This is a genomic window from Streptomyces sp. NPDC050315 (assembly GCF_040655775.1).
Taxonomy (GTDB): domain Bacteria; phylum Actinomycetota; class Actinomycetes; order Streptomycetales; family Streptomycetaceae; genus Streptomyces.
Window position 1 is genome coordinate 335,451 of record NZ_JBFAKN010000008.1, and the last position, 25,797, is coordinate 361,247.

At 72.9% G+C, this 25,797-nt stretch carries 24 protein-coding genes; 12 read left to right on the forward strand and 12 right to left on the reverse strand.

Annotated features, from left to right (window positions below):
* Positions 1-4 precede the first annotated feature (4 nt).
* The gene (locus AB0I82_RS28865) at positions 5-358 is read right to left on the reverse strand and encodes a MerR family transcriptional regulator (protein ID WP_363260384.1); all 354 of its coding nucleotides are present in this window, start codon (positions 356-358) and stop codon (positions 5-7) included.
* A 65-nt stretch (positions 359-423) separates the two neighbouring features.
* Between AB0I82_RS28865 and AB0I82_RS28870 the strand changes: the two genes are divergently transcribed.
* Entirely contained in the window at positions 424-1,254 is an 831-nt protein-coding gene (locus tag AB0I82_RS28870; RefSeq protein WP_363260305.1) for an alpha/beta fold hydrolase, read from the forward strand.
* 109 nt (positions 1,255-1,363) lie between these two features.
* Positions 1,364-3,250 (forward strand): CocE/NonD family hydrolase, encoded by a 1,887-nt coding sequence (locus tag AB0I82_RS28875; RefSeq protein ID WP_363260306.1) that lies wholly within the window; start codon positions 1,364-1,366, stop codon positions 3,248-3,250.
* 22 nt (positions 3,251-3,272) lie between these two features.
* On the opposite strand, the gene AB0I82_RS28880 is transcribed toward AB0I82_RS28875, so the two are convergent.
* Together AB0I82_RS28880 and AB0I82_RS28885 are read right to left on the reverse strand one after the other, a co-directional pair.
* The gene (locus AB0I82_RS28880; RefSeq protein ID WP_363260307.1) at positions 3,273-3,479 is read right to left on the reverse strand and encodes a ferredoxin; all 207 of its coding nucleotides are present in this window, start codon (positions 3,477-3,479) and stop codon (positions 3,273-3,275) included.
* A 172-nt stretch (positions 3,480-3,651) separates the two neighbouring features.
* Positions 3,652-4,875: a cytochrome P450 gene (locus AB0I82_RS28885; protein WP_363260308.1), complete on the reverse strand. Its 1,224-nt coding sequence runs from the start codon at positions 4,873-4,875 to the stop codon at positions 3,652-3,654.
* Positions 4,876-5,252: 377 nt separating this feature from the next.
* On the opposite strand from AB0I82_RS28885, the gene AB0I82_RS28890 reads away from it, so the two are divergent.
* Together AB0I82_RS28890 and AB0I82_RS28895 are read left to right on the forward strand one after the other, a co-directional pair.
* Positions 5,253-6,743: a CoA transferase gene (locus tag AB0I82_RS28890; protein ID WP_363260309.1), complete on the forward strand. Its 1,491-nt coding sequence runs from the start codon at positions 5,253-5,255 to the stop codon at positions 6,741-6,743.
* Between the two features lie 84 nt (positions 6,744-6,827).
* Positions 6,828-7,421, forward strand: coding sequence for a GNAT family protein (locus AB0I82_RS28895; RefSeq protein ID WP_363260310.1), 594 nt, complete (start codon positions 6,828-6,830; stop codon positions 7,419-7,421).
* 24 nt (positions 7,422-7,445) lie between these two features.
* On the opposite strand, the gene AB0I82_RS28900 is transcribed toward AB0I82_RS28895, so the two are convergent.
* Positions 7,446-7,781, reverse strand: coding sequence for a DUF6204 family protein (locus AB0I82_RS28900; protein ID WP_363260311.1), 336 nt, complete (start codon positions 7,779-7,781; stop codon positions 7,446-7,448).
* A gap of 208 nt (positions 7,782-7,989) precedes the next feature.
* Between AB0I82_RS28900 and AB0I82_RS28905 the strand changes: the two genes are divergently transcribed.
* Both AB0I82_RS28905 and AB0I82_RS28910 read left to right on the forward strand, forming a co-directional pair.
* Positions 7,990-9,999: a DUF5107 domain-containing protein gene (locus tag AB0I82_RS28905; RefSeq protein ID WP_363260312.1), complete on the forward strand. Its 2,010-nt coding sequence runs from the start codon at positions 7,990-7,992 to the stop codon at positions 9,997-9,999.
* 71 nt (positions 10,000-10,070) lie between these two features.
* Positions 10,071-10,994, forward strand: a complete 924-nt coding sequence (locus AB0I82_RS28910; protein ID WP_363260313.1) for an NADP-dependent oxidoreductase — start codon at positions 10,071-10,073, stop codon at positions 10,992-10,994.
* Between the two features lie 57 nt (positions 10,995-11,051).
* Here AB0I82_RS28910 and AB0I82_RS28915 read toward each other — a convergent pair whose 3' ends face one another.
* From AB0I82_RS28915 to AB0I82_RS28930, 4 genes are all read right to left on the reverse strand, one after another.
* Entirely contained in the window at positions 11,052-11,405 is a 354-nt protein-coding gene (locus AB0I82_RS28915; protein WP_363260314.1) for a VOC family protein, read from the reverse strand.
* 75 nt (positions 11,406-11,480) lie between these two features.
* Positions 11,481-12,296 carry a methyltransferase domain-containing protein gene (locus tag AB0I82_RS28920; RefSeq protein WP_363260315.1) on the reverse strand — a complete coding sequence of 272 codons (816 nt, stop codon included), beginning with the start codon at positions 12,294-12,296 and terminating at the stop codon, positions 11,481-11,483.
* 132 nt (positions 12,297-12,428) lie between these two features.
* Positions 12,429-13,910 (reverse strand): phosphatase PAP2 family protein, encoded by a 1,482-nt coding sequence (locus tag AB0I82_RS28925; protein ID WP_363260316.1) that lies wholly within the window; start codon positions 13,908-13,910, stop codon positions 12,429-12,431.
* A gap of 77 nt (positions 13,911-13,987) precedes the next feature.
* On the reverse strand, positions 13,988-14,422 hold the full coding sequence (locus AB0I82_RS28930) for a CBS domain-containing protein (protein ID WP_223733824.1): 435 nt from the start codon (positions 14,420-14,422) through the stop codon (positions 13,988-13,990).
* 115 nt (positions 14,423-14,537) lie between these two features.
* Between AB0I82_RS28930 and AB0I82_RS28935 the strand changes: the two genes are divergently transcribed.
* Together AB0I82_RS28935 and AB0I82_RS28940 are read left to right on the forward strand one after the other, a co-directional pair.
* Entirely contained in the window at positions 14,538-15,005 is a 468-nt protein-coding gene (locus AB0I82_RS28935; protein ID WP_363260318.1) for a GNAT family N-acetyltransferase, read from the forward strand.
* Between the two features lie 320 nt (positions 15,006-15,325).
* Positions 15,326-16,321: a SigB/SigF/SigG family RNA polymerase sigma factor gene (locus AB0I82_RS28940; protein WP_363260319.1), complete on the forward strand. Its 996-nt coding sequence runs from the start codon at positions 15,326-15,328 to the stop codon at positions 16,319-16,321.
* A gap of 84 nt (positions 16,322-16,405) precedes the next feature.
* Here AB0I82_RS28940 and AB0I82_RS28945 read toward each other — a convergent pair whose 3' ends face one another.
* The gene (locus tag AB0I82_RS28945; protein WP_363260320.1) at positions 16,406-17,623 is read right to left on the reverse strand and encodes a PAS domain-containing protein; all 1,218 of its coding nucleotides are present in this window, start codon (positions 17,621-17,623) and stop codon (positions 16,406-16,408) included.
* Positions 17,624-17,948: 325 nt separating this feature from the next.
* Between AB0I82_RS28945 and AB0I82_RS28950 the strand changes: the two genes are divergently transcribed.
* The 3 genes from AB0I82_RS28950 to AB0I82_RS28960 all read left to right on the forward strand — a co-directional run bounded on the left by AB0I82_RS28950 (position 17,949) and on the right by AB0I82_RS28960 (position 21,343).
* Entirely contained in the window at positions 17,949-18,710 is a 762-nt protein-coding gene (locus tag AB0I82_RS28950) for an ANTAR domain-containing protein (protein WP_363260321.1), read from the forward strand.
* A gap of 97 nt (positions 18,711-18,807) precedes the next feature.
* The gene (locus AB0I82_RS28955; RefSeq protein ID WP_363260322.1) at positions 18,808-20,013 is read left to right on the forward strand and encodes an aminotransferase class I/II-fold pyridoxal phosphate-dependent enzyme; all 1,206 of its coding nucleotides are present in this window, start codon (positions 18,808-18,810) and stop codon (positions 20,011-20,013) included.
* Positions 20,014-20,122: 109 nt separating this feature from the next.
* On the forward strand, positions 20,123-21,343 hold the full coding sequence (locus tag AB0I82_RS28960) for a lipase family protein (RefSeq protein WP_363260324.1): 1,221 nt from the start codon (positions 20,123-20,125) through the stop codon (positions 21,341-21,343).
* Positions 21,344-21,377: 34 nt separating this feature from the next.
* Here AB0I82_RS28960 and AB0I82_RS28965 read toward each other — a convergent pair whose 3' ends face one another.
* From AB0I82_RS28965 to AB0I82_RS28975, 3 genes are read right to left on the reverse strand one after another with little or no spacing between them, the layout of a single operon-like run.
* On the reverse strand, positions 21,378-22,028 hold the full coding sequence (locus AB0I82_RS28965; RefSeq protein WP_363260325.1) for a VTT domain-containing protein: 651 nt from the start codon (positions 22,026-22,028) through the stop codon (positions 21,378-21,380).
* Positions 22,025-22,807 (reverse strand): MBL fold metallo-hydrolase, encoded by a 783-nt coding sequence (locus AB0I82_RS28970; RefSeq protein ID WP_363260326.1) that lies wholly within the window; start codon positions 22,805-22,807, stop codon positions 22,025-22,027. Before AB0I82_RS28970 ends, AB0I82_RS28965 begins: the two co-directional genes overlap by 4 nt.
* A gap of 18 nt (positions 22,808-22,825) precedes the next feature.
* Complete coding sequence (locus AB0I82_RS28975) at positions 22,826-23,377, reverse strand: GNAT family N-acetyltransferase (protein ID WP_363260328.1); 552 nt, start codon at positions 23,375-23,377, stop codon at positions 22,826-22,828.
* Between the two features lie 234 nt (positions 23,378-23,611).
* Between AB0I82_RS28975 and AB0I82_RS28980 the strand changes: the two genes are divergently transcribed.
* Positions 23,612-25,750, forward strand: a complete 2,139-nt coding sequence (locus AB0I82_RS28980) for a phage holin family protein (RefSeq protein WP_363260329.1) — start codon at positions 23,612-23,614, stop codon at positions 25,748-25,750.
* Positions 25,751-25,797: the final 47 nt, after the last annotated feature.

Genomic DNA, 25,797 nt, shown 5'->3' on the forward strand with positions numbered 1-25,797 from the left:
CGCCTCAACTGGGCTTCGCGGCGATGACCGTGTCGAGCATCGCGCGGGACGCCTGCAGCTCGCCGATGGCCCGGCTGATCCGCTCCCTTTCCTCCTCCAGTCGGGCGACGAGATCCGGGCAGGTGGGAAGGAGGCGGCCGTCGTCCGTACGGACGCAGGGCAGTACCTCTGCGATCAGCGAGGTCGTGAGGCCCGCCGCCAGCAGGGAGCGGATACGGTGCACCGTTTCCACGTCCGACTCGTCGTACACCCGGTAGCCGCTCGGCAGCCGCTGCGGTGCCAGCAGCCCCTGCTGTTCGTAGTAGCGCAGCAGCCGCTCGTGGACGCCCGTGCGTCGGACCATCTCCTTCATCCGCACGTGGTTCGGCCCCCCGGTGCCGCGACTTGACTCTGACATGGATGTCAGAGTTTAGCGTCATCGACATGAATACCGACGTGAACACCGACATGAACATCGGCGTGAACGCTGAGCGTCCCGCACTGCTGCTCGCGCACGGCGCCGGCGGCAGCATCGCCGGCAACTTCGGCCTGGTCCTCGACGACCTCGCCCGCGACTACACCCTCATCGGCCCGCACTACCCGGGCGCGGGCGACTCCCCAGTGGCCGCCGAACCCCTGGAACTGGACGAACTCGCCGACCAACTGGTCGCCACCGCCGTCGCGGCCGGGCAGGAGTCGTTCGCCGTACTCGGCGAGTCGCTCGGCAGCGCCGTGGCCGTACGGGTCGCCACCCGGCATCCCGCGCGGGTCAGGGCGCTCGTCCTCACCGCCGGGTTCCCCGTCGCGGACCCGGTCCTGGCGCTGGCGGCGCAGCTCATCAAGTCCCTTGCTGCTGCGGGCCGTTGGGAAGACGTGGCCCGGCTCGCCTGCGTTTCGTGCCTGTCACGGGCGGACCTGGCGGAGCTGGCGCCCTCCGACCTCGACGCGCTGGTGGAACGCACCCTGGACGGGATGCCGCCCGGGATGGTGGACCACTTCGATCTGGTGTCCCGGGTGGACGTCCGGGCAGACCTCGCAAAGGTGGCCGCGCCCACGCTGGTGGTGGCCCCGATGGGCGACAGGCTGGTCCTCCCCGACAGCTCGTACCGCTTGGCGGCCGGCATCGCGGGTGCCGAACTGATCGAACTGCCGGGTGCCGCCCACATTCTGAATGCGGTCGACCGTGCGACGTGGCTGCGGCACGTCCGGGCGTTTCTCGGCGCTCTCCCCGCTGTTTCCGCGATGGCCAACTCTCCTGTGACCAGCGGTAACTGACTCGCCGGTAATAACTCTTGTCAACTCCGTTGACATGTCCGAAATGCATGCCGGACCATGAGCGCGCCGTACTGACTGGTAGGTATGGCGTGTCTCTGTGGAGGTCAGCGTGTACCCAGCAGTGTCCCGCCCCGTTCTGCGCACGTCCCTCGCCCTGTTGGCGGCCGTCTCCCTGGCAAGCCCCCTCGCGCTCGCGGCGCCGGCGGCGGCCGCCGATCCGTATGAGGTCACCGCCGTGAAGCTGACCGTGCGGGCCGGTGACCGCGACTGCACGGTGGACGCCGATCTCTACCGCCCGGCCGGCGTCGACGCGGCACACCCCGCCCCCGCCGTCCTGACCACCAACGGCTTCGGCGGCAGCAAGGCGGACGGCTCGACCGCCGCCACCGCCCGCGCCTTCGCCGAGCGCGGCTACGTCGGTCTGGCCTACTCCGGTCTGGGCTTCGGCAAGTCCGGCTGCCCGATCTCGCTCGACGACCCGCGGATCGACGGTCAGGCGGCCAGTCAGCTGATCGACTTCCTCGCCGGTGCGCGCACGGCGGATGACGGCACCCGCGTCGACTACGTGACGAAGGACGGCGGGGACGGGAAGGCTGCGGGGATCGGCGAGAAGGCCGCGGGGACCGGCGGGAGGGCCGCAGGGGCGGCCGGTGCGAAGGGCGCCGATCCGCGCGTCGGCATGATCGGTGGCTCGTACGGCGGTGCGATACAGATGGCCACTGCCTCCGTCGATCACCGCGTGGACGCCCTCGTCCCCTTGATCACCTGGAACGACCTGGCGTACGCCCTGGACCCCAACAACGCCGACCAGCCGTCGGGCAGCGTCAGCAACGATGTCCCTGGTGCATACAAACACCAGTGGACCAACGGATTCTTCCTCATAGGCGAGGCCCAGGGGCTGCTCAACCCGAGCCTGGATCCGTCCCGGCTCGGCGGCGCCGGCTGTCTGCACTTCGTCGCCAAGGCGTGCGAGACCAAGCGCTGGCTGGACTCGGGCCGGTATACGGACGACAGTAAGCAGTCGATCCTCGACTACGCGCGCAGCGTCAGCCCCGTCTCGTACCTGAAGTCCGTGAAGGCGCCGACCCTGCTGGTCCAGGGTCAGGCGGACACGCTGTTCAACCTCAACGAGGCGGCGGCCACGTACCGGACGCTCACCGAGCAGGGCACCGAGGCCAAGATGATCTGGCAGTCCTGGGGCCACAGTGGCGGCATGACCGACCCGGCCTCCGGCGAACTCAACCTCGCCGAGGGGAACTTGGAGACCAGTTACGTCGGCCAGCGCATCCTGGCCTGGTTCGACCGCTACCTCCAGCACAAGAAGGGCACCGACACCGGCCCCGCGTTCGCCTACTACCGGGACTGGATGCCGGCCGGGCAGACGTACGGCACATCGGCCACGTTCCCCGCGAGCGGCGACGCCTGGAAGCTGTACCTCTCCGGCGACGGCAAGCTCGTCGACAACCGGTCGAAGGTGGCGCGCGGCAGCCGCGAGTACCGCAACGCGCTGCTGCCCACCAGCCACTCGGAGAGCTCGCTGGCCGGGCTCATCGGGCTGAAGGATCCCGAGCCGTACGACCTCAAGGGGACCCACCTGGGCTGGACCTCCGAGCCGGTCGAGGGCGCGCCCGTCGATGTGGTGGGTGCCCCGAAGGCGACCCTGAAGGTCGTCTCGCCGCGCACCGAACGGGTGCAGAACTCCGGCGACGCGGCCGACAAGCTCGTGCTCTTCGCCAAGCTGTACGACATCGCGCCCGACGGCTCCAAGACGCTCGTGCACCGGCTCGTGGCGCCCGCGCGGGTGCCGGACGTGACCCGCCCGTTCACCGTCGAGCTGCCGGCCATCGTGCACCGCTACCAGCCCGGCCATCGCCTGCGGTTCGTCATCGCGGCGAGCGACACGGCGTACTACGGCAATCGCGGCATCAAGCCGGTGACGGTGACCAGCGCGCCCGAGGACACGGGCACGCTTGAACTCCCGCTGGCGGAGCGGTAGTCGGGCGGACCGGGCCGGACTCTCAGTCCTCCGCGACCGTGATCGCCTGTACCGGGCAGGCGCGGGCTGCCTCGCGCGCGAGGGGGTCGGCGGGGGCGTCCTCGGCGTGCGGGAGCAGCGCGCTGAAGCCGTCGTCGTCCTGCGTGAAGGTCTTGGGCGCGGTGAGGGCACACTGCCCCGAGCCGATGCAGCGGTCCGTGTCGATGCTGATGTGCTGGGTGGTCGGCATGGTCTGTCCCTGAGTCCGTGAGTGGCTTGTGGGGGAGGAGGGGAGGGGCCGGCCCGGCGCGGAGGTGGTGCTGCCGTGTCGGGGACGGGGCCGGCTCCGGTGGTGCGGTGGTGCGGTGAGCGGTATGCAATTGCCGGTCGGCAACTGTCGGTCGGCAATTGTCGGTCGACTGCTACCAGGCGACGGGGAGTTCCACCATGCCCTGGAGGGTGTCGCCGGGCTTGAACGGGATCTCCTCGGCGGGCGCCGCGAGGCGGAGGCCGGGGAAGCGGTCGAGGAGCGACTGCAGCGCGATCTCCAGCTCGGCGCGGGCCAGGTTCTGACCCAGGCACTGGTGGATGCCGAAGCCGAAGGCGACGTGGTGCCGCGCGGAGCGGTGCCAGTCCAGCTCGTCCGGCGACTCGTACGCCGCGGCGTCACGGTTGACGAGCGAGGTGGAGAACACCACGCCGTCGCCCTTCTCGATCGTCACGCCGCCGACCTCGATGTCCGCGGTCGCCACCCGCATCATCCCGTCCGCGATGGAGAGGTACCGCAGCAGCTCCTCTACCGCGGTGGGCATCAGCGACGGATCCGCGCGCAGCGCCGCCAGCTTCTCCGGCTGCTGCAACAGTGTGAACACGCCCAGCGAGATCATGTTGGCGGTCGTCTCGTGCCCGGCCACCAGCAGGATCATCGCCATGCTGACCAGCTCGTCGCGCGGCAGGTCGCCGGTGCGCAGCCGGTCGGCGATCAGCTCGTCCAGCAGCCCGTCGCCCGGCTCGTCCTCCTTCCGGGTGATCAGTTCGCCGAAGTACTCCTCCAGGTCGTCCAGGGCCTTCCGGGAGTCGTCCGCGGTCGGGCCGCGCAGCAGACGGCGCGACGCGTCCTCGAAGAACTCGTGGTCGGCGTACGGCACGCCGAGCAGCTCGCAGATGACCATGGACGGTACGGGCAGGGCGAACGCCGAGACCAGCTCGGCCGGCTGCCCGGCGGCCACCATGTCATCCAGTAGCCGGTCGACGATCTGCTGGATACGCGGGCGCATCCCCGCGATCCGCTTCAGGCCGAAGCTGGGGATCAGCATCCGCCGCTGAACGTTGTGCTCGGGATCGTCCACCCCGAGGAGCGTGGTACGGCTCTTGCGCTCCTCGTCGCGAAACCCCTCGAAGCGGGCGCTGGGGATCGGGAAGTCGGGGTTCAGCCGGTCGGACGACAGGCGCTGGTCGGTGAGCAGGGCGCGCGCCTCGGCGTGCCCTGTCACCATCCACACCTCCCGGCCGTCGTAGAGCTGGACACGGGAGAGCGGCCCCTGGTCGCGCAGGGGTGCGTAGGCGGTGGGCGGGTGGTAGGGACAGGCACGGTCCTGCGGAAACTGGACGGTTTCCGCGACCGCTTGCGTTATGGCTTCCGACACGGCGTACCTCCGGTGCGCTAACTCGGGTGTGCCACTTCTCATTTCATGTCATTTCAGGGGAAACCACTATGCGAAGTTCGGCCAAGTGGCGGTTACTGACACAAGTTGGCCGGCGCGTCTGCTAGGGGGCGGCTGAGCTGGGCGTACTGCAGCGGGGTGGGCGGCCGGGATGCCCGGAGGGCGGCCCGGCGGAGGCCGCCGCTCCTCCGCGGCGCTGCCCGGCCGGGCCCGGGGTGGCCGAGAAGTGCCGGGCGCGGCGTGCGGTTCGCGCCGATCCGGTACCGAGGGCCGTAGAGGGGCACGCGCGGCCGGGGGCGGCGCGCGTCGCTCCGAGCGGTGCTCTTCTCGCGGGTGGCACTCAGTGCCACACTGGCGGCATGAACGACGACGCGGGGTATCGAGGTGGCGCGGGGTATAGGGGTGACACGGCGGCCCTGGTCTGGGCGGCGCTCGGCGGGCCGGCCGGGTTGACCGGGCGGGTGCGGTACGGCGGTGCGCGCGGGCTGCTGCCCGCTCGGCTGCCGGTCATGGACCTGGCCAGGACGGCCGTCGCGGTCTGCGCGCTGGCCGGCGCGGAACTCGCCGCAACCCGTACCGGCGGCCCCGTCCCCGCCGTGACCGTCGACAACGGCGCCGTGGCCACCGCCTTCCTCAGCGAGCGCCATCTGCGCATCGACGGCCGGGCACCCACGGCCTTCGCGCCGCTCTCCGGTTTCTGGCACACCGCCGACGGTCGACTGCGTACGCACGCCAATTACCCGCACCACCGCGACCGCCTGCTCGCCGCCCTCGGGCTGCCCGGTGATGCCGGGCCCGAGGCGCTCGCGGCCGAGCTCGCGGGCCGGAGCGCCAAGGACGTCGAGGAGACGGTGTACGCGGCGGGCGGCCTGGCCGTCGCCGTACGGGACGCGAAGGAGTGGGCCGCCCATCCCCAGGGTGCCGCCGTGGCCCGCCGCCCGCTGCTCACCCTCGCGCCGCTCGGCACCGCCACGCCGCCGGTCCGGCCGCCGGGCCTGGCCGGCGACCCGCTGCTGCCCGCCGCCGGGCTGCGCGTACTGGACCTGACGCGGGTGCTCGCCGGGCCGGTCGCCACCCGTACGCTCGCGCTGCTCGGCGCCGACGTGCTGCGCATCGACGCACCCGGCCTGCCGGAGAGCCGGGACACGCACGGCGACACCGGCTTCGGGAAACGTTCCGCCGTACTGGATCTCGGCGCGCGGGCCGGGCGGGCGTCCTTCGAGGAGCTGCTGGCGCTCGCCGATGTGGTCGTCACCGGCTACCGGCCGGGCGCCCTGGACCGTTTCGGGCTGGCCCCCGAAGCGCTCGCCGAACGCCGCCCCGGCATCGTTGTCGCGCGGCTGTCCGCCTGGGGCGACTACGGCCCGTGGGGCGACCGCCGCGGCTTCGACAGCCTCGTCCAGGCAGCCACCGGCATCGCCGTGACCGAGGCGGCGGCCGACGGCGCGCCCGGCGTCCTGCCCGCCCAGGCGCTGGATCACGCCACCGGCTACCTGCTGGCCGCCGCCGTACTGCGGGCGCTCACCGAGCGGTCCCGTACGGGCGGTTCCCGGCTGGCGACGCTCGCCCTCACACAGACTGCCGCGCTGCTCACCGACGTACTGCCGCGGCGCGCCCCCGGTACGGAGGGCGCCGCCGACGCGTACGACCAGGAGGCCGGGCTCTCCGACGCGTACGACCCGGAGGCCCGGCTCTCCGACGCGTACGACCCGGAGGTCCGGCTCGCCGACGTCGACAGCCCCATGGGCCGTCTGCGGCACGCCCTGCCGCCCGTCTCCTTCGCCGACGGGCCGGTCAACTGGTCGCGCCCGCCGAGCAATTGGGGCAGCGACGCGCCTGAGTGGTGGTGAGGGGACGCGAACGCGCGACTCCAGTGACGCGCCCCCTGAACGCACAGCGCCGCACCTCGCACACCTGACCGATATCATCCGACGATGGCCGACGATCGACACCCCGCGCCCGCGTCCGTCGCCGCGGAGGAGCCCGACCCGTACCTCGCGCGCGGCCACCGCGTGGGCATCCGGCCGTTCCGGCCGACGGACCGCGCGGAGTTCACCGCGCGGGCGCGGGAGAGCGTGGAGCTGCACCGGCCCTGGCTCTTCCCGCCCGCCGACGAGTCGTCCTACGACGCGTACTACGACCGGTTGCAGGACCCCTCGCGCGCGGGCTTCCTGATCTGCGCCCTCCAGGACGGCGGCCGGATCGCGGGCTACCTCACGATCAACAACATCGTGCACGGCGGCTTCCGCTGCGGCGCCGCCGGCTACGGTGCCTTCGCGCACGCCGCGGGCCGCGGGCTGATGAGCGAGGGGCTCCAGCTGATCCTGCGGTACGCCTTCGGGCCGCTCGGCCTGCACCGCATCGAGGTCAACGTGCAGCCGGAGAACACCGCCTCGATCGCGCTCGCCCACCGCAACGGCTTCCGCAAAGAGGGCTATTCGCCCGACTTCCTCTTCATCGACGGGGCCTGGCGGGACCACGAACGCTGGGCCATCACCAGCGAGATGATGGCCCCGGAAGGCCCGTGATCCCCGCACCGTCGGCCCGCCCCCTCAGCGCCGTTTCCGGTTGACCTTCATCGTGTCCATGTCCGTGGCCGAGGAGCGCAGGTCGCGGTAGCCGTACCCGGCGGCGCGCAGCGCGTGCTCGGCCTTCTCCTCGGCGAGCGCGGCCGCCATCTCCTCGCCGTCCGCCGCGTCCGAGACGACGACGTACCGGTATGCGAAGGACGTCATCGAGGGGTCGCACGCGAGTGACCCTTCGGGCGTGAACTGCAGCTGCGTCAGGCCCTGTTCATCGGCCTCGGCCCGCAGCCGCGCCCTGGCCTCCTCGGTCAGCCCGTCCCACTTGCCGCGCACGATCACGCGGTAGGTGTGCTCGGTGGCCATCTCGTCCGTCCTCGCCTTCGTCGGAACCGCAGCGTTGCGTCATACGGTGTACGGGGTCAGCATTCACCATCCTCCTTCGTCCTGTCGTCCGAATTGTTTTTGCGCAACCCTGACCGGAGGACGCCCTGTTCAGCACGGCTGGGAGAAGGTTCCATGGTCACCAGACGGCCGCCGTGAACGGGGCGGCCCGGTCCGACTGCGAGGCGCTGTGGCCACGAGTGTGCGACGCACCACCCTCTCCCTGCCCGCGGCGGCCGTCGGCCCCGACAACCCGCTGCCCGCGCTGGCCGGCCCCCGTGACGTGCACCGCATCACCGTCCCCGAGGACGCGGGCGTGCCCGCCGACATGGCCCGGCAGCTCGCCTACCGGCCACTGGACTCCCTGCTGCCCGTACGCCGCAGGGACGGTTACGGCCGCGGCCGTACCCCCACCGACCTCGACGCGCTCGTGATCGAGAACGACCGGCTGCGCGCCACTGTCCTGCCGGGCCTCGGCGGCCGCGTCCACTCGCTGCACCACAAGCCCACCGGACGCGAACTGCTCTACCGCAACCCCGTGTTCCAGCCCGCCGACTTTGCGCTCAACGGCGCGTGGTTCTCCGGCGGCATCGAATGGAACATCGGCGCTACCGGACACACCACGCTCTCCTGCGCTCCCGTGCACGCCGCGCGGGTGCCCGCGCCGGACGGCGGGGAGATGCTGCGCCTGTGGGAGTGGGAGCGGCTGCGCGATCTGCCGTTCCAGGTCGATCTCTGGCTCCCGGACGGATCCGATTTTCTGTATGTGGGCGTTCGCATACAGAATCCCCACCACCACACCGCGCCCGTCTACTGGTGGTCCAACATCGCCGTCCCCGAGGACGAGCGCACCCGCGTCCTCGCCCCCGCCGACGAGGCGTGGCACTTCGGGTACGAGCGCACGCTGCGCCGCGTCCCGGTCCCCGAGTCCGGCGGCGCCGACCGCACGTACCCGCTGCGCAGCGAGTACCCCGCCGACTACTTCTACGAGATCGCGCCCGGCGACCGCCCCTGGATCGCCGCCCTCGACGCCGAGGGCCACGGCCTCGTGCACACCTCCACCGACACGCTGTGCGGCCGCAAGCTCTTCCTGTGGGGCGCCGGCCGGGCCGGGCGGCACTGGCAGGAGTGGCTGACCGAGCCGGGCACGCCCGGGTACGCCGAGATCCAGGCCGGGCTGGCGCGCACCCAACTGGAGCACGTACCGCTCGAAGGCGGCGCGGAGTTCGCGTGGCTGGAGGCGTACGGGCCGCTGGCCACGGACCCGGGAACGGTGCACGGGGCGGACTGGAGCGCGGCCCGTGGTGAGGTCGCGGAACGGCTCGAAGCGGTACTGCCGCGCGCCGAGGTAGCCGCCGCGTACGCCGCCTGGCGGCCGTACGCTGACCTCGAACCGAAGGAGCGGCTCGCCACCGGCTCCGGCTGGGGCGCGCTGGAGGTGGCCCGCGCCGGGTACGACCTGCCGGGCACGCCGTTCAGCGAGGACACCCTGGGCGAGGAACAGCGGCCCTGGCTGGAGCTGCTGCGCACCGGCGATCTCCCCGACGAGCCGGGCGTACCGGGCCCGTCACTGGTCGCCCCGGCCTGGCGCGACCTGCTGGAGTCCGCGCGGCCGGGCGCCACGGCCGACCTGCACCTCGGCATCGCCCAGTGGCACGCGGGCGACCGCGCCCAGGCCGTCCGCAGCTGGGAACGCGCGCTCTCCCGCGGCCGGAGCTGCTGGCCGCTGTACTGCCTGGCGGTCGCGGAGGCCACGGCGGGGGAGACGGCCCGGGCGGCACAGCGGTACGCCGAGTCCGTCGCGTGCGCGGCCGAGGGCACCGCGGAGGTGCGGCGCACCGTACTGCCCGCGCTCGCTCGCGAGGCGGTGCCCGCGCTGATCGCGGCGGACCGCGCCGATGAAGCGGCCGCCGTCCTTGCCCGGCTGAGCCCGGCGGACCGCGCACGCGGCCGCTTCCGCCTGCTGACTGCACAGGTCCTGCTCGCACAGGGCGACGCGACCGGCGCCCGCGCGGTCTTCGACGAAGGCTTCGAGGTCGCGGACCTCCGCGAGGGCGACGAGACTCTCAGCGACACTTGGTATGCAATCGCCGAACGACTGTCTGCCGGCGACGGCCCGGTCACGGACGAGGTATGCGCCCGGGCCCGCGCCGCCCATCCGCTCCCGGAGCGGTACGAGTACCGGATGCGCCCGGCCTGAAAGGGCGTGTGCGTTTCACCCACCCGAGCGACGAACGGAATGATCAGGCGGGGACATTCGTTCACCGCGATATGAAGGCAATCACCGCGAACAGCTACGGCGACCCCGACGTCCTCGAACTCACCGACCAGCCCGACCCGAAGGTCGCGCCCGACTCCGTCCTGATCCGGGTGAAGGCGGCCGGTGTCAATCCGGTCGACTGGAAGATCCTCGCCGGTTACCTCGACCCGATCATGCATGTGCACTTCCCGCTGATCCCCGGGTGGGACGTGTCCGGCGTCGTCGAGGCGGTCGGCGCGGACGCGACGGAGTACGCCGTCGGGGACGAGGTGTTCGGATACGTACGCAAGGACGAGGTCCAGCACGGCACCTTCGCCGAGCTGGTCGCGGCCCCGGTGCGCACCCTCGCGCGAAAGCCCGCGGCGCTGGACTGGCAGCAGGCGGCGGGCGTGCCGCTGGCCGGGCTCACGGCGTATCAGGCGCTGAAGCGGCTGGGCGTGGGCAGCGGCGACACCGTGCTGGTGCACGCCGCGGCGGGCGGCGTCGGCGCGTTCGCCGTGCAGATCGCGGTCGCGCAGGGCGCCCGCGTCATCGGCACGGCGAGCGAGCGCAACCACGACTTCCTGCGCTCACTGGGCGCCGAGCCGGTGACCTACGGGGACGGCCTCGCCGACCGGGTGCGCGCGCTGGCCCCCGAGGGCGTGGACGCGGCGACGGACTTCGTGGGCGGCGACGCGATCGACGTCTCCCAGCAGGTGCTCAAGGACCCGAAGCGGGTGGCGTCGGTCGTCGACAACGAGGTCACCGACAAGGGCGGACACCTCGTGTGGGTGCGGCCCGACAGCGCCGACCTCACCGCGCTCGCCGACCTCGCCGAGGCCGGCAAGCTCACCGTCAACATCGACACGGCGCTGCCGCTGGAGCAGACGGCCGAAGCCTTCCGCCGCAGCCAGTCCGGCCGGGCCCGCGGCAAGATCGTCCTCGACCTCTCCTGAGAGCCCGGGCGCAACTGAAAGCCCGCGCAAGCCGGCCCCGCGTCCCCCGAAGCCCCGTCAGCTGATCGCCACCCGGTCCACGTACTCGAAGATCGAGCCGTCCGGGTGGCGGGCCACCATGTTGCGGCCTGCGGGGCTGGCGAGCGGGCCCGCGATGACCTGCCCGCCGACCGCCTTCAGGTCGTCCACCGCCTGGTCCACGTTCGACACCGCGATCGTCGCGGTGATCTTGCGGAGTACGGACAGCTCCGCCTCGGGGCCGCTCATCAGGAAGAAGCAGCCGACCGCGGCGACGGACACGCCGCCGCGCTGGAAGCGCTGCGCCTCTGCGCCCGTCAGCCGTTCGTACACGGGGATCGCGGTGTCCAGGTCGTCGACGCACACCCGCAGGGAGGTACCGAGAATGTCCATGCGGAGGAGCCTAGTTGGCGCGGCCCGACAACGCGATCATCCGACGGAGCCGCCAGAAGGACCTCCGGAAGGCCCTCACACGCGGCACAGGATTTCTCCGTGCACCATGGCGAACCAGCCGTCCTCCCGGGTGCCCCACTCGCGCCAAGCGGCGCTGATCGCCCGCAGCTCCGCTTCGGTGGCGTGCCCGCCCTCGGTCGCCCGCTGTGCGTACGTCGAGGCCAGCGTGCGCTCCGCCCACAGGTCGCTCCACCAGGCGCGTTCCTCGGGCGTCGCATAGCACCAGCCGCTCACGGTGGACGTGACGGCTTCCGGGGCGAAGCCGGCCGCCAGCGCCCAGGAGCGCAGCCGACGCCCGCCGTCCGGATAGCCGCCGTTGGCCTGCGCCACCCGCTGGTACAGGTCGAGCCACTCGTCCATGCCCGTGACGTCCGGGTACCACGTCATGGTCCCGTAGTCCGCATCGCGGACGGCGACGATCCCGCCCGGCGCGGTCACCCGGCGCATCTCGCGCAGCGCCTGGACCGGGTCGCCGACGTGCTGCAGCACCTGGTGGGCGTGGACGACGCAGAAGGTGTCGTCCGGGTAGTCCAGTGCGTGGACATCGCCGACCGCGAAGTGGACATTGGTCAGGCCGCGGCCGTCCGCCACGGCTCGGGCCTGCTCCAGTACGCCCGGCGCGTGCTCCAGGCCGGTCACCGAGCCGTCCGGCACCAGCGCCGCCAGGTCGGCGGTGATGGTGCCGGGGCCGCAGCCGATGTCCAGGATCTTCATGTGCGGCTTGAGCGAATCCAGCAGGTAGGCCGCGGAGTTGGCGGCTGTGCGCCAGGTGTGCGAGCGCAGTACGGACTCGTGGTGACCGTGGGTGTAGACGGCGGACTCCTGCGACATGGCTGCTCCTTCGCATGCTCGATGCGGTCGTCGATGCGGTCACGGCACGGGGGCCGCGCCGTGATCACACCGTACGCCGCCATCTCGCACTATGAGAGTCCCGTCTCAATATATAGACGTCACATGTGCGATTCACTCCGGCAGCAACCGATAAACAACCAACGCCTCGTTCTCCTTGTCGATCGTCAACTCCTTGCCCGCAGCGGTCACTTCGCCGTCGTACGCAAGATCCGTCCCGGTCGCCAGCCCGCCGATCCGCAGTGTCCGCAGCCGCGCCTCGCTCAGTACGGGCGTGTGCCGCAGCGCGCCCGTCAGTGCCGCGGTGAGCAGCCGGGTGCGGGCCAGGCGGCCGCCGTGCACCATCCGTACGTCCAGCACGCCGTCCGCCAGGTCGTGCCGTCGTACCGGGGCCGAACCGAGCCCCCGGTACGCGCAGTTGCCCACGAACAGCGTCCACAGTTCGCGCCGCCGGCCGTTGATCTCCACGGTCACCGGCTCGGCGGTGCGCAGCACCTGCCACGCGGCCAGCACCCCGGCCGGCCAGGCGCCGATCTTCCCGGCCCACTCCTCCCTGATCCGCACCAGCTCCGGGTAGGCCCCGATCGAGAAGGTGTTGAGGAAGTACGTCGGCTCCTGCCGCGGCCCCGTGCGGAACCGCGCGAGGTCCACCGCGACCGCCTCGCCCGTCTGCACCGCGCGGGCCGCTTCGGCCACGGTCTCCACGCCCAGGTCGTACGCGAAGTGGTTGTGCGTTCCTCCCGGCAGCACCGCGAGCGGTACGCCGTGCCGCACCGCGACCGCGGCCGCCGCGTTGATCGTGCCGTCGCCGCCCAGCACGCCGAGCGCCCCGCCGCGCTCGGCGGCCCGCTCGGCCGCGGCCTGCAGGGCCTTGTCCAGCGGCACCGCGCCCTGGTGACCGCACTCGGTCACCTCGGCCAGCGGCAGTACGTCGTGGATGACCTCGGTCCGGTCGCTGTGCGCGCCGGTGCGCTGGCCCGAGCCCTGGTTGGTGACGACGTACAGCCCGTCGCCGTCCGGCAGCGCGGGCGCGTCGGCGCGCGGCCGGGCGGGCGGCGCCATCTGCGCGCGGGTCGGCGCGAAGCCGCGTACCGCGAAGGCCGCGCCCGCGCCGAGGGCTGCGCCCGCAAGCACATCGCCCGGATAGTGGACGCCGGTGTAGATGCGGGAGAAGGCGACCGAGGCGGCGACCGGCGCCAGCGCCAGTCCCCACCACTTGTTCTCGAAGGCCACACCGGTCGCGAACGCCACGGCGGAGGCGGCGTGCCCCGAAGGGAAGGAGGTCGTGAAGGGCTGCCGGGCGAGCTGCCGTATCACCGGCACCGCGTCCAGGATCGGCCGGTCGCGGCGTACCGAGCGCTTGCCCAGCGTGTTCACCGTCAGGGACGCCACCGCCAGCGAGGCGACGCCGCGCAGCGCGGCCCGGCGTGCGGGCCGCCCGCCCAGCGCCGCCGCGCCCGCCGCAGCACCCAGCCACAGCAGCCCGTGGTCGGCGGCGCGGCTCAGTTTGGGCAGCACCCGCTCGGCGCCGGGCCAGTGCCGGGTCGCGACCCCGTTGAACGTCGTGCGGTCCCACGTGCTCAGTACAGTGCGCATGAGCCACATGTACCCCAGCGGAACCACCGCAGACGGCAACGGGCCGGCAGACGGTAACGGACCGTCTTCCGGACGGATCACCACCGACCCGGCGATCCGTCCGGCGCGGCCCGGCTGATGTCCGCCAGGGCCGAGTCGGGGTCCTGGTCCCGCGCCAGGTCACCGATGCTGACCATGCCCACCGGAGCGCCGTTCTGGACCACCGGCAGCCGCCGTACCGCGTTCCGGCGCAGCAGCGTCACCGCGTCCGACACCGGGTCTTCCGGGCCGACCGTGACCGGCTCCGGGGTGCACACCGAGTGGCACTGCACGCTGAACGGGTCCACTCCGTCCGCCACGGCGCGCAGCACGATATCCCGGTCGGTCACGACGCCCACCAGCTTGCCGTCCTCCGCCACCAGGACGTCTCCGATGTCGTGCGCGCGCATGAGCTGAGCCGCCTCCACCAGCGAAGCGTCGGGGTGTACGGCGGTGACGGCCGGCGTCATGACTTCCCGTACCAACTGTGCCATTGCCTGATCGCCTTCTTCCTTCTCCTGCTCTCACGGCCGGCCTCCTGCAGGGGGAGTGCTGGCAGCAGTACCCAAGACGCCCCCGGACATGCCCGCTGCGTGCTTCGATGGGCCGATGATCAGACCTCGCGGCGCGTGGGATCTGCCCGCGTGCATACGTGTGCTGCGCGCGGTGCACCTGGAGAGCGGCTATCCGTACGCCTGGCCTTCGGATCCGGCGGGCTGGCTGACTCCGGAGGGGCTGACCGGCGCGTGGGTCGCCGAGGACCCGGACGGCCGCGTCGTGGGCCACGCCGCGCTGCGAGGAGGCGAGGTGAACCGGCTCTACGTGGCGCCCGAGGCGCGCGGCCGGGGGCTGGGCGGCCGGCTGCTGCGCCAGGTGACGGGCGAGGCGGTGGCCCGCGGGCTGCGGCCCGTACTGGCCGTCAACGCCACCGACACCGCCGCGATCGCCCTGTACGAACGCCTGGGCTGGCGGCCGGTACGGACCGAGCGGCAGGACTGGGGCGGGCCGGAGCCGGTCACCGTACGGCATTACGAAGCATCGTCGACACCGCCGACCGGGCAGCGGACGGCGGGCTGAAAACCGGCTGCGCCCGGTGGCGGAGCGCCCGGCGGGCGGAATCCGTACGAAGTGCGTGGTGTGCGGCGCGCGCGGGCGGTTACCTGGGCGGCGGGCACGGCCGGTCGGCGGCCCGTCCGGTCCGCGCAGGGGACCGTGCGGCCCGAACTCACTTGGCGGGGAACGGGTTTACGCAGGGGGCGGCCGGGCACGCGACTAACCGTGCTTCGGACCGGAGGCACGCCCGTGGAAGACGTTTCACGCTTTGCGGGCGCGCCTGTCTGGCCGCGCTTCCACGGGATCTGACGAACTCTGAGTCGACGGATCAGGGAGCCCAGACCATGCCCATGACACCCCAGGCCGAAGAACAGCACACCTCGATAGAACCCACCCCCGAGCAGCGCACCGATCAGCGCGCCGCGGAGCTGCGCGCCGCGCGTCGGCGAGCAGACCAGGCCCCGAGCCGGCCGCCCGGCAAACCCGTACGCCGCACCAAGCCGCGCAGGGTCACGTCCAGCAAGGCCCCGCCGGGCGGGGGTCGGCAGCGGGCCCGCCACTCCCACCACGACGCCCCCGACACCGCGGCGGACTTCGAGCGGCTGACCACCCTCCCCGAAGGCCCCGAACGCGACGAGCTGCGCCGCCGCGTCGTCTGCGCCTGGCTGCCCATGTCCGAGCGGCTCGCGCTGCGCTTCCGTAACCGCGGCGAGTCCGCCGAGGACCTCCAGCAGGTCGCGGCGCTCGGCCTGGTGAAGGCCGTGGACCGGTACGACCCCGAGCGCGGCTGCGCGTTCGAGAGCTTCGCCGTGCCCACCATCGTGGGCGAGGTCAAGCGGCACTTCCGCGATCACATGTGGGGGCTGCACGTACCGCGCCGTGTCCAGGAGCTGCGCAACCGCGTCCGCGCCGCGCGCCAGGAACTGACCCGCAGCGTGGACGACCGCGGGCCCACCCCCGAGGAGATCGCCGAGCACACCGGCATGTCCCTGGAAGAGGTACTGCTCGGCAGCCAGGCGCTGGAAAGCTTCACCACGCTGTCCCTGGACGCCGAACTGCCCGGCGCCGACGACGGTTACTCGCTCGCCGACACGCTCGGCGCCCCCGAGGCCGGCTTCGACCTCGTCCTGGACCGCGAGGCGGTCAAGCCCAAGCTGCGCAATCTCCCGGAGCGCGAGCGGGAGATCCTCTACATGCGGTTCTTCTGCGACATGACCCAGAGCCGGATAGCAGACCGGCTCGGCATCTCCCAGATGCATGTCTCGCGGATCATCAGCCGGACCTGCCGCCGCCTCGCCGACCAGGTCGGCGGCCGTCAGGAGGAGTGCGCCGCCACCTGACGGCCGCCACCTGACGCCGGAACCCGAACCGCCGGACCCGGCGCCCGTACCGCTCTCACCTGCTCTCGCGGACGGGCGCCGCTCTCAGGGCCGGGTGTCGCGCAGCGCCAGCGCCAGGTGCCGCGACACCCGGTCCACGACACCGGCCTCCGGGAGGCTGAACGCCCGGCGGGCCCCCGTACGGAAGAGCGTGAGCACACCCCGTACGGGGCCGCCCGCTTCCCGCAGCGGAACGCACAACAAGGAGGTGACCGACGCGCGTACCAGAAGCGGTGCCCCCTGCGCGTCGTGGCCGAAGGCCGCCACGTCGTCGGGCCGCACCTGGAGCGCCGAGCTGCCGGTACGGGCCGCGTCCTCCGGGAGCGGACACCGCGCCGGGTCCTGCCCGGCGAGCGCCGCGGTGAGGTCCTCGCTGTCGTCCGGGCCGAGGACCAGGGTGCGGCGCAGGGCACCGGACCCGTCCGGCGTCGTCTGGTCGAGGACCGCCCAGTCGGCGAACCGGCCGGTCAGCTCCCGCAGGGCCCGCTCCACCGCGGCCGGCGGCCCGCCCGCCTCCGTCGCCGCACCGCCCGACGGCCCCGAGAGCAGCGCGGTGGCCGTGTCGTCGAGGAGATCCATCAGCTCGGCGCCCTGCTTCACCTCAGCGAGGTGCGCGCGCTGCCCTCCGTGTTCCCCCTGCTGTTCATCCCCGAGCCATATCCCGTTAATTGACGGTATTTCGTGCGAAGGGAACGCACCGCCCCCCGTATGGAAAACCGTGAGGACGGCCGTGCCCGGCTCCCCCGGCGGGCGCAGCGCCGTCATCGTCACGCGCAGCGGCTCGCCGGGCCCGTCGGGCGTCCGGAGCAGCCGTACCACCATGCTGCGGTCGCCTTCGTTACGGGCCACGGCGGCGACCTGCGACCGGAAGGCCGCGCGGATCTCCGGGGCCAGCGAGCCGGTGAGCGGGCGCCCCGTGGCGTACCCCGCGCGCATCCCGAAGAGGATCGTCCCGGCGAAGTTCAGCCGCCGCACGACCGTGTCCGGATCCAGCAGCGCGACCACGCACGGGGTCCGCTGGAACAGCGCCCGCAGCAGCTGCTGCTCCTCCGTCCCCGCCCGCGAGCCGTTGTTACGGCCGGCCGCGGCCAGCCCCTCGTACCGCGGCAGCAGTACGTCGACGACGTGCTGCAGCTCGAAAAGGGCAGCGTCCAGCATCGGCTGCTGCTCCTGCGACGGCAGCGCCCGGGCGCTCCGCAACTCCTCCACACGCTTGCGGAAATCCGTGAGATCTCCGCCCGCTGACTGCTCTACCCCGGCCATGCCCACACCGTATCCGGACCCGCCGGTACCGGCCCCGCGCGGAACCCATCACGTCCGGAAGAGCCCCATGACCACCGGAAAGAACGGGGGTCATAGATGCAGGACGGGACGTGCGTGCCGGGCCCGGAAGACCGTCTTCCGAACGATTGCCGAACGACGGGATACCGGCGTTTTCGGCCCCCGTCCGCCGGGCATCCGACTCCCTACGGGCCGGGCCTCCGACATATGCGGCCGGCCGCGACGGTACCTCCGCTGAGCTGCACCGCCGCACCGCCGGCCCGGGGCACCGACCGAGGACCGACAAGGACCGAGGGACTGACAAGCAATGGCGACCCACACCCTCTGCCCGGTGGACGAATCCGGCGACGCGCGCGGTTCGTCCGCCCGGAGCCTGGTGAACCTCGCGGACGTTGCCGCGCGGTGCACCCCGGAAAGCTGCGGCGCCACCGCGACCGTGACCACCGGCGAAGCGGCCGCCGACCCGCCCGCCGCCGTCACCCACCCCGACCTGACCTCGCTCGTCAGCGTCCAGTGGGAGTCCGGCGAAGGGCCCATCCAGGCCGCCCTGGCCTCCGGACGCCCCGTCACCACCGACGACCTGCTGCACGACGACCGGTGGCCCGCGTACCGCACCGAGGCGCTGGAGGCCGGCGTACGCTCCAGCACCACGCTGCCCTACCTGCGCGACGGACTGGCGGTCACCGTCACCGTCTACAGCTTCCGCCCCGGACTCACCGCGGACCCCGGCGACTGCGCGGCCGCCGCGCTCGGCGACCTCGCCGCCACCGGCCTGGCCCGCGACCGGAACTACCGCCGGGCGCTGGCGGAGGTCGGCCGGCTGGACGCCGCGCTCCGCTCCCGCCCGGTCGTCGACCAGGCGTGCGGAATCATGATGTACGTGCTGCGCTGCGACGCCGACGAGGCGTTCGCGATGCTGCGCCGGCTCTCCCAGCACACCAACCGCAAGCTCCACGACCTCGCCGCCGCCGTCGTCGAGACCCGCGGCCGCGGCCTGGAACGGGAGCTGCGCGGCCTGCGCGAGGAGAACGGCGCACGCGGACGGGAGGCCCGCGGCGCCGAGCGGTGACGTGTCGTCCCCCGCCGCACCTCCGTGATCTGCAAGGGTGGTCGGGGCCCGGCGCCGCGCGGGCCCCGACCGTCTGCCGTGGACAGTGGAGGTACGGATGCAGCCGAGCGCCCTGGAGCCGCACCCGGATCCGGACCCGCCCATGGGGCTGCCCATCCTTCCGGAACTGGCCGCGCACCTCGCCGCGGCGGCCGACCGCACCGACCCCGAACCGCCCGGCGGCTCCCTGCCGTTGCGCGCCGCCGCCTGCGGCTACTTCGAGCGCCGCGGCCTGTGGACCGCCGCCGAACGCGTGCTGGCCGGACCCGGCGCGCCCGCCCTGCTGCTCGCGCTGCTCGCCGCGACCGGCGGCGACGTCGTACTGCCCCGCCCGTGCGCCGCCTGGTACGCCCCGCAGGCCCGGCTGCTGGGCCGCGCCGTGCACCCGGCGCCGGTACCGGCCGAGTCCGGCGGCCTGCCGGACCCGTTCACGCTCCTGGAGACCGTGCACCGCGCCCGCAACACCGGCGGCGACCCCCGGGTGCTGCTGGTATCCGTCGCCGACGACCCCACCGGCACCTGCCCGCCGCCCGAGCTGCTGCACGAGGTGTGCGAGGTGGCGGCCAGTGAGGGGCTGTGGATCATCAGCGACGAGACCCGCCGCGACCTGCTGCACGACCCGCACGACACGGTGGTGCTCAGCCCCGCCGAGATGCTGCCCACCAGCGTCGTCGTCCTCGCCGACCTGCGGGCCACGCTCGTACCGGCCTCCTGGCCCGCCGCGCTCGCCCGCTTCCCCGCCACCGATCCCGGCGAGGTGCTGCGCGCCGCCGCGCTCGACGCGCTGACCGGCCTCGCCACCCCGCTGCCGGGCCCGCTCGCCGCCGCCGTCGGTCACGCGCTGGGCGAGCCCGCCACCGTACGGGAACGGATCACCGCGGCGGCGCGGCTGCACGGCCGGCTCGCCGCCGGGCTGCACCAGACCCTCACCGCCGCCGGTGCGCTCTGCCGTCCGCCGCACGCCGGCAGCCACCTCTACGCCGACCTCGAACCGCTCCGCCCCGCCTTCGCCGCCCGCGGCGTCACCGGACCGGCCGCGCTGGAACGGGCCCTGGCCCGCTGGGCGGCCCGCGGCGGCCACCGCTTCGGCGACGACCCCAAGGCCCTCCGCGTCCGCCTGAGCACGGAGGCCCTCTTCGACCCGGACCCCGACCGCCGCAGACGCCTCCTGGCCGCCCCCGACCCCCTCGAAGCCCCCGGGGTGGGGGAGGAACTCGGGGCACTGGGCGAGGCATTGGGGATGACGAGGGGGGCGGAGGCCTGACGGCCCGTCAGGTGGGTTTTCCCTAGGGGCCCCGAGGGGGTTTTCCCCCTTTGCGATCCGGGGGGTCGCTCCATGTCCCGGCGGAGCGGCCGACGGGCATGATCCATCCATGACTTCACGACGCACAAAAATCCGGATTCTGGCTGGTGCGGCGGCCCTCGGCAGTGCGTCCGCCCTGATGGCTCCGGTCTCGGCGGCGACCGGCTCCGACAGCGAGCGGGCGCAAGGCGGGGCCGTCGTCTCCGTCGAGCAAGCGGCCGACCTCACAGCGGAGGAAGTGGCCGGAGAACTCCGGGGAAAGATCGACTCGTCCCAGGTCCGCCACGGCGTGACCGCCTATCGGATCACCTACCGCACCACTGACAGCGCGGGCGCCCCCACGACCGCGAGCCAGCTCGTCGCCCTGCCCAAGAACGGGGCGCGCCACCTGACCACCGTCTCCTGGCTGCACGGCACCACCGTGTACCGCAAGGACGTCGCCTCGGAGAACCCGAAGTCGAACGACCGGCTCGTCGCCCTGCTGTTCGCCTCGACCGGGCGGGCCGTTTCGGCGCCCGACTACGTGGGCCTCGGCTCGGGCGAGGGCTTCCACCCCTACGGTGATCCTCGGGCCACCGTCGCGGCCTCGGTGGACGGCCTGCGCGCGGCCCGGACCTTCGCCCACCGGAGCGGCCGGGAGCTGAAGCGGAAGGTCGAGGTCAGCGGGTTCTCGCAGGGCGGCCCCGCGACCATGCTGGTAGGCCGGGCGCTGCAGCAGAAGGGCGCCGACCGCTACTTCCGGCTGGGCGCACTCGCCCCGGTCAGCGGCCCCTACCACCTCTCGGCCTTCGAGGCCGCCGCGGCCGACGACAAGATCGCCAAATCCGCCCTCTACCTCGCCTACTTCGTCACCGCCTGGAACAAGATGTACGGCCTTTACACGTCACCCGGCGACGTCTTCCGCGCCCCCTACGACAGCAAGGTGGAGGGTCTCTTCGACGGCCATCACACCGCCGGCCAGATCGCCGGCGAACTCCCGGCGGCCTCCAAGGACCTGTTCACCGAGGCCTTCCTGAACAAGATCCGTAAGCCCGACGGTGTCCTGAAGGACAAGCTGCGCCCGATGGACCACACGTGCGACTGGCGGCCGAACGTACCGGTGGAGATCTTCCACGGCCGGGGCGACAAGGACGTCGACTCCAGTCACGCGGCTTACTGTGCCGACCAGTTGACGAGGAACGACGCCGCACATCGGCTCACCGACGTCGGCGACCACGACCACAACGAATCGGTCCGGCAAGCCCTGCCCCGGATCGTCAGATTCTTCGACGAGTCGGCGAAGACCGACTGAAGCGCGCCACCGGCAACGAGAGGGCAGGGGTGTGTCAGGCCGAGTGATCGTGCGGGCGGCGGAGCCGGCGGATTCGGCGCCAGGCCGCAGGGGCCGCGCTGAGCAGGACCGTCAGGCCGACCGCCGCGGCCACGCCCTGCCACGGCTCGCTGAAGAGCGAGCCGCCCAGAATGCCGATGAGCTGGTACGTCGCCGCCCAGGCGAGGCAGGCCGGCAGGTCGCCGCGGGCGAACCAGCGGACCGGCAGCTTCGCCAGCAGGCACGCCAGCATGATCGGAATGCGCCCGGCCGGCACCAGCCGGGACAGTACGAGCACCTGCACCCCGTGCTCGTCCAGCCGCGTCCGGGCCTGCGCCAGCCGCTCCGGCGCCGACCGCTCGCGCAGCCGCTCCAGCCACCGGGACCCGTTCTTGGACCGCACTCCGCGCGCGCCCAGCCAGTACAGCGCCATGTCGCCGAGGAAGGCCGCGGCCGACGCGATGAGGAAGACCAGCAGCAGCGAGAACGGCGCGGTGTGGTGGAAGGCCACCGCCGCCGCCGAGCTGACCAGCGCCCCGGTCGGTACCACCGGCACCAGCGAGCCGAGCACCACCAGCACGAAGAGCGACGGATAACCGGCCGCCTGCTGCGTGGACTCCGGCGGGACGGCGGCCAGCGCGAGGACCGGTGCCCAGGAAGCGCTCACCGGCCCGCCGCCAGCCGCACTGAGGCGCCGTGCTCCAGTTGGTGCACGGTCACCTCGGGCGCCAGCAGCGCCGACTGCCGTACGAACTCCTGCCCCGGCGCGTGGAATTCGTGCGGCCGCACGGCGTCCATGCCGATCGGCCAGTACGTGCCGTAGTGCACCGGGACCGCGTCACGCGGCGCGATCCGGGCCGCGGCCTCCGCCGCGCGGCGCGCGTCCAGATGCCCGTGCCCGAGGAACGGGCCCCAGCCGCCCACCGGCAGCAGCGCCACGTCGCACGCCCCGACCTCGTCCGCCATCCCGTCGAACAGCCCGGTGTCACCCGCGAAGTACGTCGTCGCCGCGCCCCGCATCACATAGCCGAGCGCCGGCACCCGGTGCGGCCCGTACGGCAGCCGCCGCCCGTCGTGCGCCGCGGTGACCGCCCGTACGGTGACCGCGCCGACCTCGGTCTTCTCGCCGGGGCCGAGCTCCGTCACGGGCAGGTCGTGGGCGTCCGCGGTGCGGCGCAGCCCGGGGAGTGCGGCGGGCGCGCCACGCGGCACGATCAGCCGCGTACCGGGCGCGAGGCGGGCCAGCGAGGGCAGATGGAGATGGTCGGCGTGCAGGTGCGAGATCAGTACCGCGTCCGCCACGGTGGCACGGCTGTCAGGTACGGCCCCACGCCGTCGCCGCAGATGCGCCAGGCGCCGTACGAACAGCGGGTCGGTCAGCAGCCGCGTCCCGGAGTCCTCGACCGTCGCGGTGGCATGTCCCCACCACGTGACCTCCACCGACACGGCTGACCTCCGTTCGCCTTATGCCCCGCTCCTCGACCCTACGCGCAGCTCCGGGCTGTCGATGACGTACACCCGGACCGTGCGGCCGCACGTCGGGTCCACCGTTTCGCGGTCCAGTCGCATGCCCAGCTTGCGCATGATGCGTTCGGAGGCGTCGTTGCCGCGCTGCGCGATGCTGATGATCCGCTCCAGGCCGCGCTCGCGGAACCCGTAGTCCAGCGCGGCCCGCGCCGCCTCCGTGGCGATGCCTCGTCCCCAGTACGGCCGGCCCAGCCGCCAGCCGATCTCCACGGCGGGCAGTACCTCCGGCAGGAAGTGCGGTACCGACAGCCCGACGAACCCGGCGAGCTCCCCCGAGGCGCGCAGCTCCACCGCGAACAGTCCGAAGCCCTCGATGTCCCACTCCTGTTCCCAGGAGGAAATGCCGGACGCGGTCTGGGTCAGGCTGCGGGTCGCACCGTTCCCGATCCAGCGCATGACGTCCGGGTCGGCGTTCACGGCAGCCATCGGCTGGAGGTCCCCGGGGAGCCAGCGGCGCAATGTGAGCCGCTGCGTGTGCAAAGTGATCACGCTTCATCCTGCCAAATCCGGCTGCCGGGCCGCCGCGCGGGAAGCTGTTTCCCGCCGACCGCTTCCCCCTGCCGTTTCCATTGCCCTGGCCATTGTCTCGGTTATCCACAAGGGGCGATGTCGTGGTTTTCGAGTGGTTGTCCACAGGCATCCGACCGGTCCCGGCTCGTGTGGCACGCTGAAGCGCGGACCGGTGACACGTACCGGACATGTGGGAGGAAAGGTGAGTGCGGAGTGCGGCGACCTCGATGGCGGAGCGCGGGCGGTGCCCTGCTGCGAGTGATCGCGGTCTGGGCGGTGTCGACCGTCGCCATGCTCGTACTGGCCGGTGCGCTGCCCGACTTCCGGCTGCAGTCCGTCGACGGCGACAGCGCCACCCGTACGGCGGTGACCGCGGCGCTCGGTGCCGGGGTCTTCGGCCTGCTCGGCGCCCTGGTGTGGCCGCTTCTCGTACGCACCCTGCTCCTCGTGCCCGCGCTCGTGCTCGGCCTGCTGGTCTTCGCGCTCAACGGCTCGCTGCTGCTGGTCGCGCTCTGGCTGATCCCCGACGGGCGCGGCGCGGCCTCCCCGGAGACGGCCGTGGTGGTCGCCGCCGTGATGTCGGCGGTGTCCTCCGCCACCGGGGCGGCGCTCGCGGTCGGCGACGACGACGCGTACCGCAGACGGCTGGCCCGACTGGCCCTCCGGCGGCGCACCACCGTCGTGCAGGACCCGGCGGGCGCCCCGCCCGGGACGGTGTTCCTCCAGCTCGACGGGGTCGGGCACGACGTGCTCGTGGACGCGCTGGCGGGCCCCGACCCGCTCATGCCCACCGTCGCGAGCTGGGCCGGGAGTACCCACACGCTCACCCCCTGGCGCACCGACTGGTCCAGCCAGACCGGCGCCAGCCAGCTCGGCATCCTGCACGGCACCAACCACGACCTGCCCGCCTTCCGCTGGTACGAAAAGGAGACCGGCGAGGTCATCGTCAGCAACCGCCCGACCAGCGCCGCCGAGCTGCAGCGCCGCGCGATGGCCAGGACCGGCAGCGGCGGCCTGCTCTCCGTGGACGGCGCGAGCCGCGGCAATCTCTTCAGCGGCGGCGCGGCGCAGCTCGCGCTGGTGCTCTCGGTGGCCGCCCGGCGCGGCCGCTACAACCGCTCCCGGGCCGGGTACTTCGCGTACTTCTCCGACCCGACCAATGCCACTCGTACCGCCGCGTCGTTCGTCGTGGAGGTGTTCCGGGAGATCAAGCAGTCGCTGCGGGCGCGCTTCCGGGATGACGGGCCGCGGGTCAAGCGCGGCGGGCTGTACCCCTTCGTGCGGGCTTTCGCGACGGTCGTCGAGCGGGACGTGGTGGTCGCCGCGGTGATCGGCGACATGCTGGTCGGCCGGACCGCGATCTATGCCGATCTGGTCGCGTACGACGAGGTCGCGCACCACTCCGGGCCGGAGAGCCGGGACGCGCGGCTGGTGCTGCGGCGGCTGGACCGTTCGCTCGCGCTCATCGCGAAGATCGCCCCGCACGCGCCGCGCCCGTACCGGATCGTGCTCCTCTCCGACCACGGCCAGAGCGCGGGCGAGACGTTCGCCGGGCGGTACGGGCTGACGCTGGAGGACCTGGTGCGGGCCGGCTGCGGGCTGCCGGTGTCCCGGCGGGCGCGGCGCAGCCCCACCGGCGCCGAGGCCAGGAACACCGCGCGCGCCGCGCTGCACCGCCCCGAGGAGGAGCCGGAGGAGACCACGCGGCGCGCCCGCCGCGCCGCCGAGCCGATCGTGCTGGCCTCGGGGAACCTCGGCCTGGTGTCGCTGCCCTCGATACCGGGCCGGGCGACGCGCGAGCAGATCGACCGCCGCAATCCGGCGCTGCTGAGCACCCTCGCCGAGCATCCGGGCATCGGCTTCCTGCTCGTACGGTCCGAGGAGCACGGTGCGGTCGTGCTCGGGCCGCGCGGGGGCGCGCACCACCTCGACACCGGGCGGATCGTCGGCGAGGACCCGCTGGCGCCGTTCGGGCCGGGCGCGGCGGACGCGGTACGCCGCACCGACGGCTTCCCGCACGTCGCCGACATCATGATCAATTCCTCGTGCGACCCGGAGACAGGAGAGGTGCACGCCTTCGAGGAACAGATCGGCTCGCACGGTGGCCTCGGCGGCGAGCAGTCCCGCCCGTTCCTGCTCTGGCCCGAGGAGCTCACGCCGCCGGTGGCGGAGGGCGTGGAGCTGGTCGGTGCCGAGCGGCTACATCGCGTCTTCCGCCGCTGGCTGGGAGAGGGCGGCGGGCCGGCGGTGCCGATAGGGGAGCGGCCAGGGGAGGACGAAATACGGTCGCAAGGGGGCGGGCCCGAAGCTTTTTCGTCCGCCGATGGCGCCGCACAGGACAAAAAGCGTTGATTTGGAGGCGGCCTCCGGGGTCGCGGACCATGGTGGGGCGCCCGTTG

Bases quoted from the DNA above. Each gene is read 5' to 3' on its own strand.
- AB0I82_RS28950 (WP_363260321.1), top strand. From the start codon at position 17,949: ATGGCGACCCACACCCTCTGCCCGGTGGACGAATCCGGCGACGCGCGC.
- AB0I82_RS28900 (WP_363260311.1), bottom strand. From the start codon at position 7,781: ATGGCCACCGAGCACACCTACCGCGTGATCGTGCGCGGCAAGTGGGAC.
- AB0I82_RS28880 (WP_363260307.1), bottom strand. From the start codon at position 3,479: ATGCCGACCACCCAGCACATCAGCATCGACACGGACCGCTGCATCGGC.
- AB0I82_RS28930 (WP_223733824.1), bottom strand. From the start codon at position 14,422: ATGGCACAGTTGGTACGGGAAGTCATGACGCCGGCCGTCACCGCCGTA.
- AB0I82_RS28960 (WP_363260324.1), top strand. From the start codon at position 20,123: ATGACTTCACGACGCACAAAAATCCGGATTCTGGCTGGTGCGGCGGCC.
- AB0I82_RS28955 (WP_363260322.1), top strand. From the start codon at position 18,808: ATGCAGCCGAGCGCCCTGGAGCCGCACCCGGATCCGGACCCGCCCATG.
- AB0I82_RS28890 (WP_363260309.1), top strand. From the start codon at position 5,253: ATGAACGACGACGCGGGGTATCGAGGTGGCGCGGGGTATAGGGGTGAC.
- AB0I82_RS28895 (WP_363260310.1), top strand. From the start codon at position 6,828: ATGGCCGACGATCGACACCCCGCGCCCGCGTCCGTCGCCGCGGAGGAG.
- AB0I82_RS28940 (WP_363260319.1), top strand. From the start codon at position 15,326: ATGCCCATGACACCCCAGGCCGAAGAACAGCACACCTCGATAGAACCC.
- AB0I82_RS28915 (WP_363260314.1), bottom strand. From the start codon at position 11,405: ATGGACATTCTCGGTACCTCCCTGCGGGTGTGCGTCGACGACCTGGAC.
- AB0I82_RS28920 (WP_363260315.1), bottom strand. From the start codon at position 12,296: ATGTCGCAGGAGTCCGCCGTCTACACCCACGGTCACCACGAGTCCGTA.
- AB0I82_RS28870 (WP_363260305.1), top strand. From the start codon at position 424: ATGAATACCGACGTGAACACCGACATGAACATCGGCGTGAACGCTGAG.
- AB0I82_RS28925 (WP_363260316.1), bottom strand. From the start codon at position 13,910: ATGCGCACTGTACTGAGCACGTGGGACCGCACGACGTTCAACGGGGTC.
- AB0I82_RS28910 (WP_363260313.1), top strand. From the start codon at position 10,071: ATGAAGGCAATCACCGCGAACAGCTACGGCGACCCCGACGTCCTCGAA.
- AB0I82_RS28945 (WP_363260320.1), bottom strand. From the start codon at position 17,623: ATGGCCGGGGTAGAGCAGTCAGCGGGCGGAGATCTCACGGATTTCCGC.
- AB0I82_RS28935 (WP_363260318.1), top strand. From the start codon at position 14,538: ATGATCAGACCTCGCGGCGCGTGGGATCTGCCCGCGTGCATACGTGTG.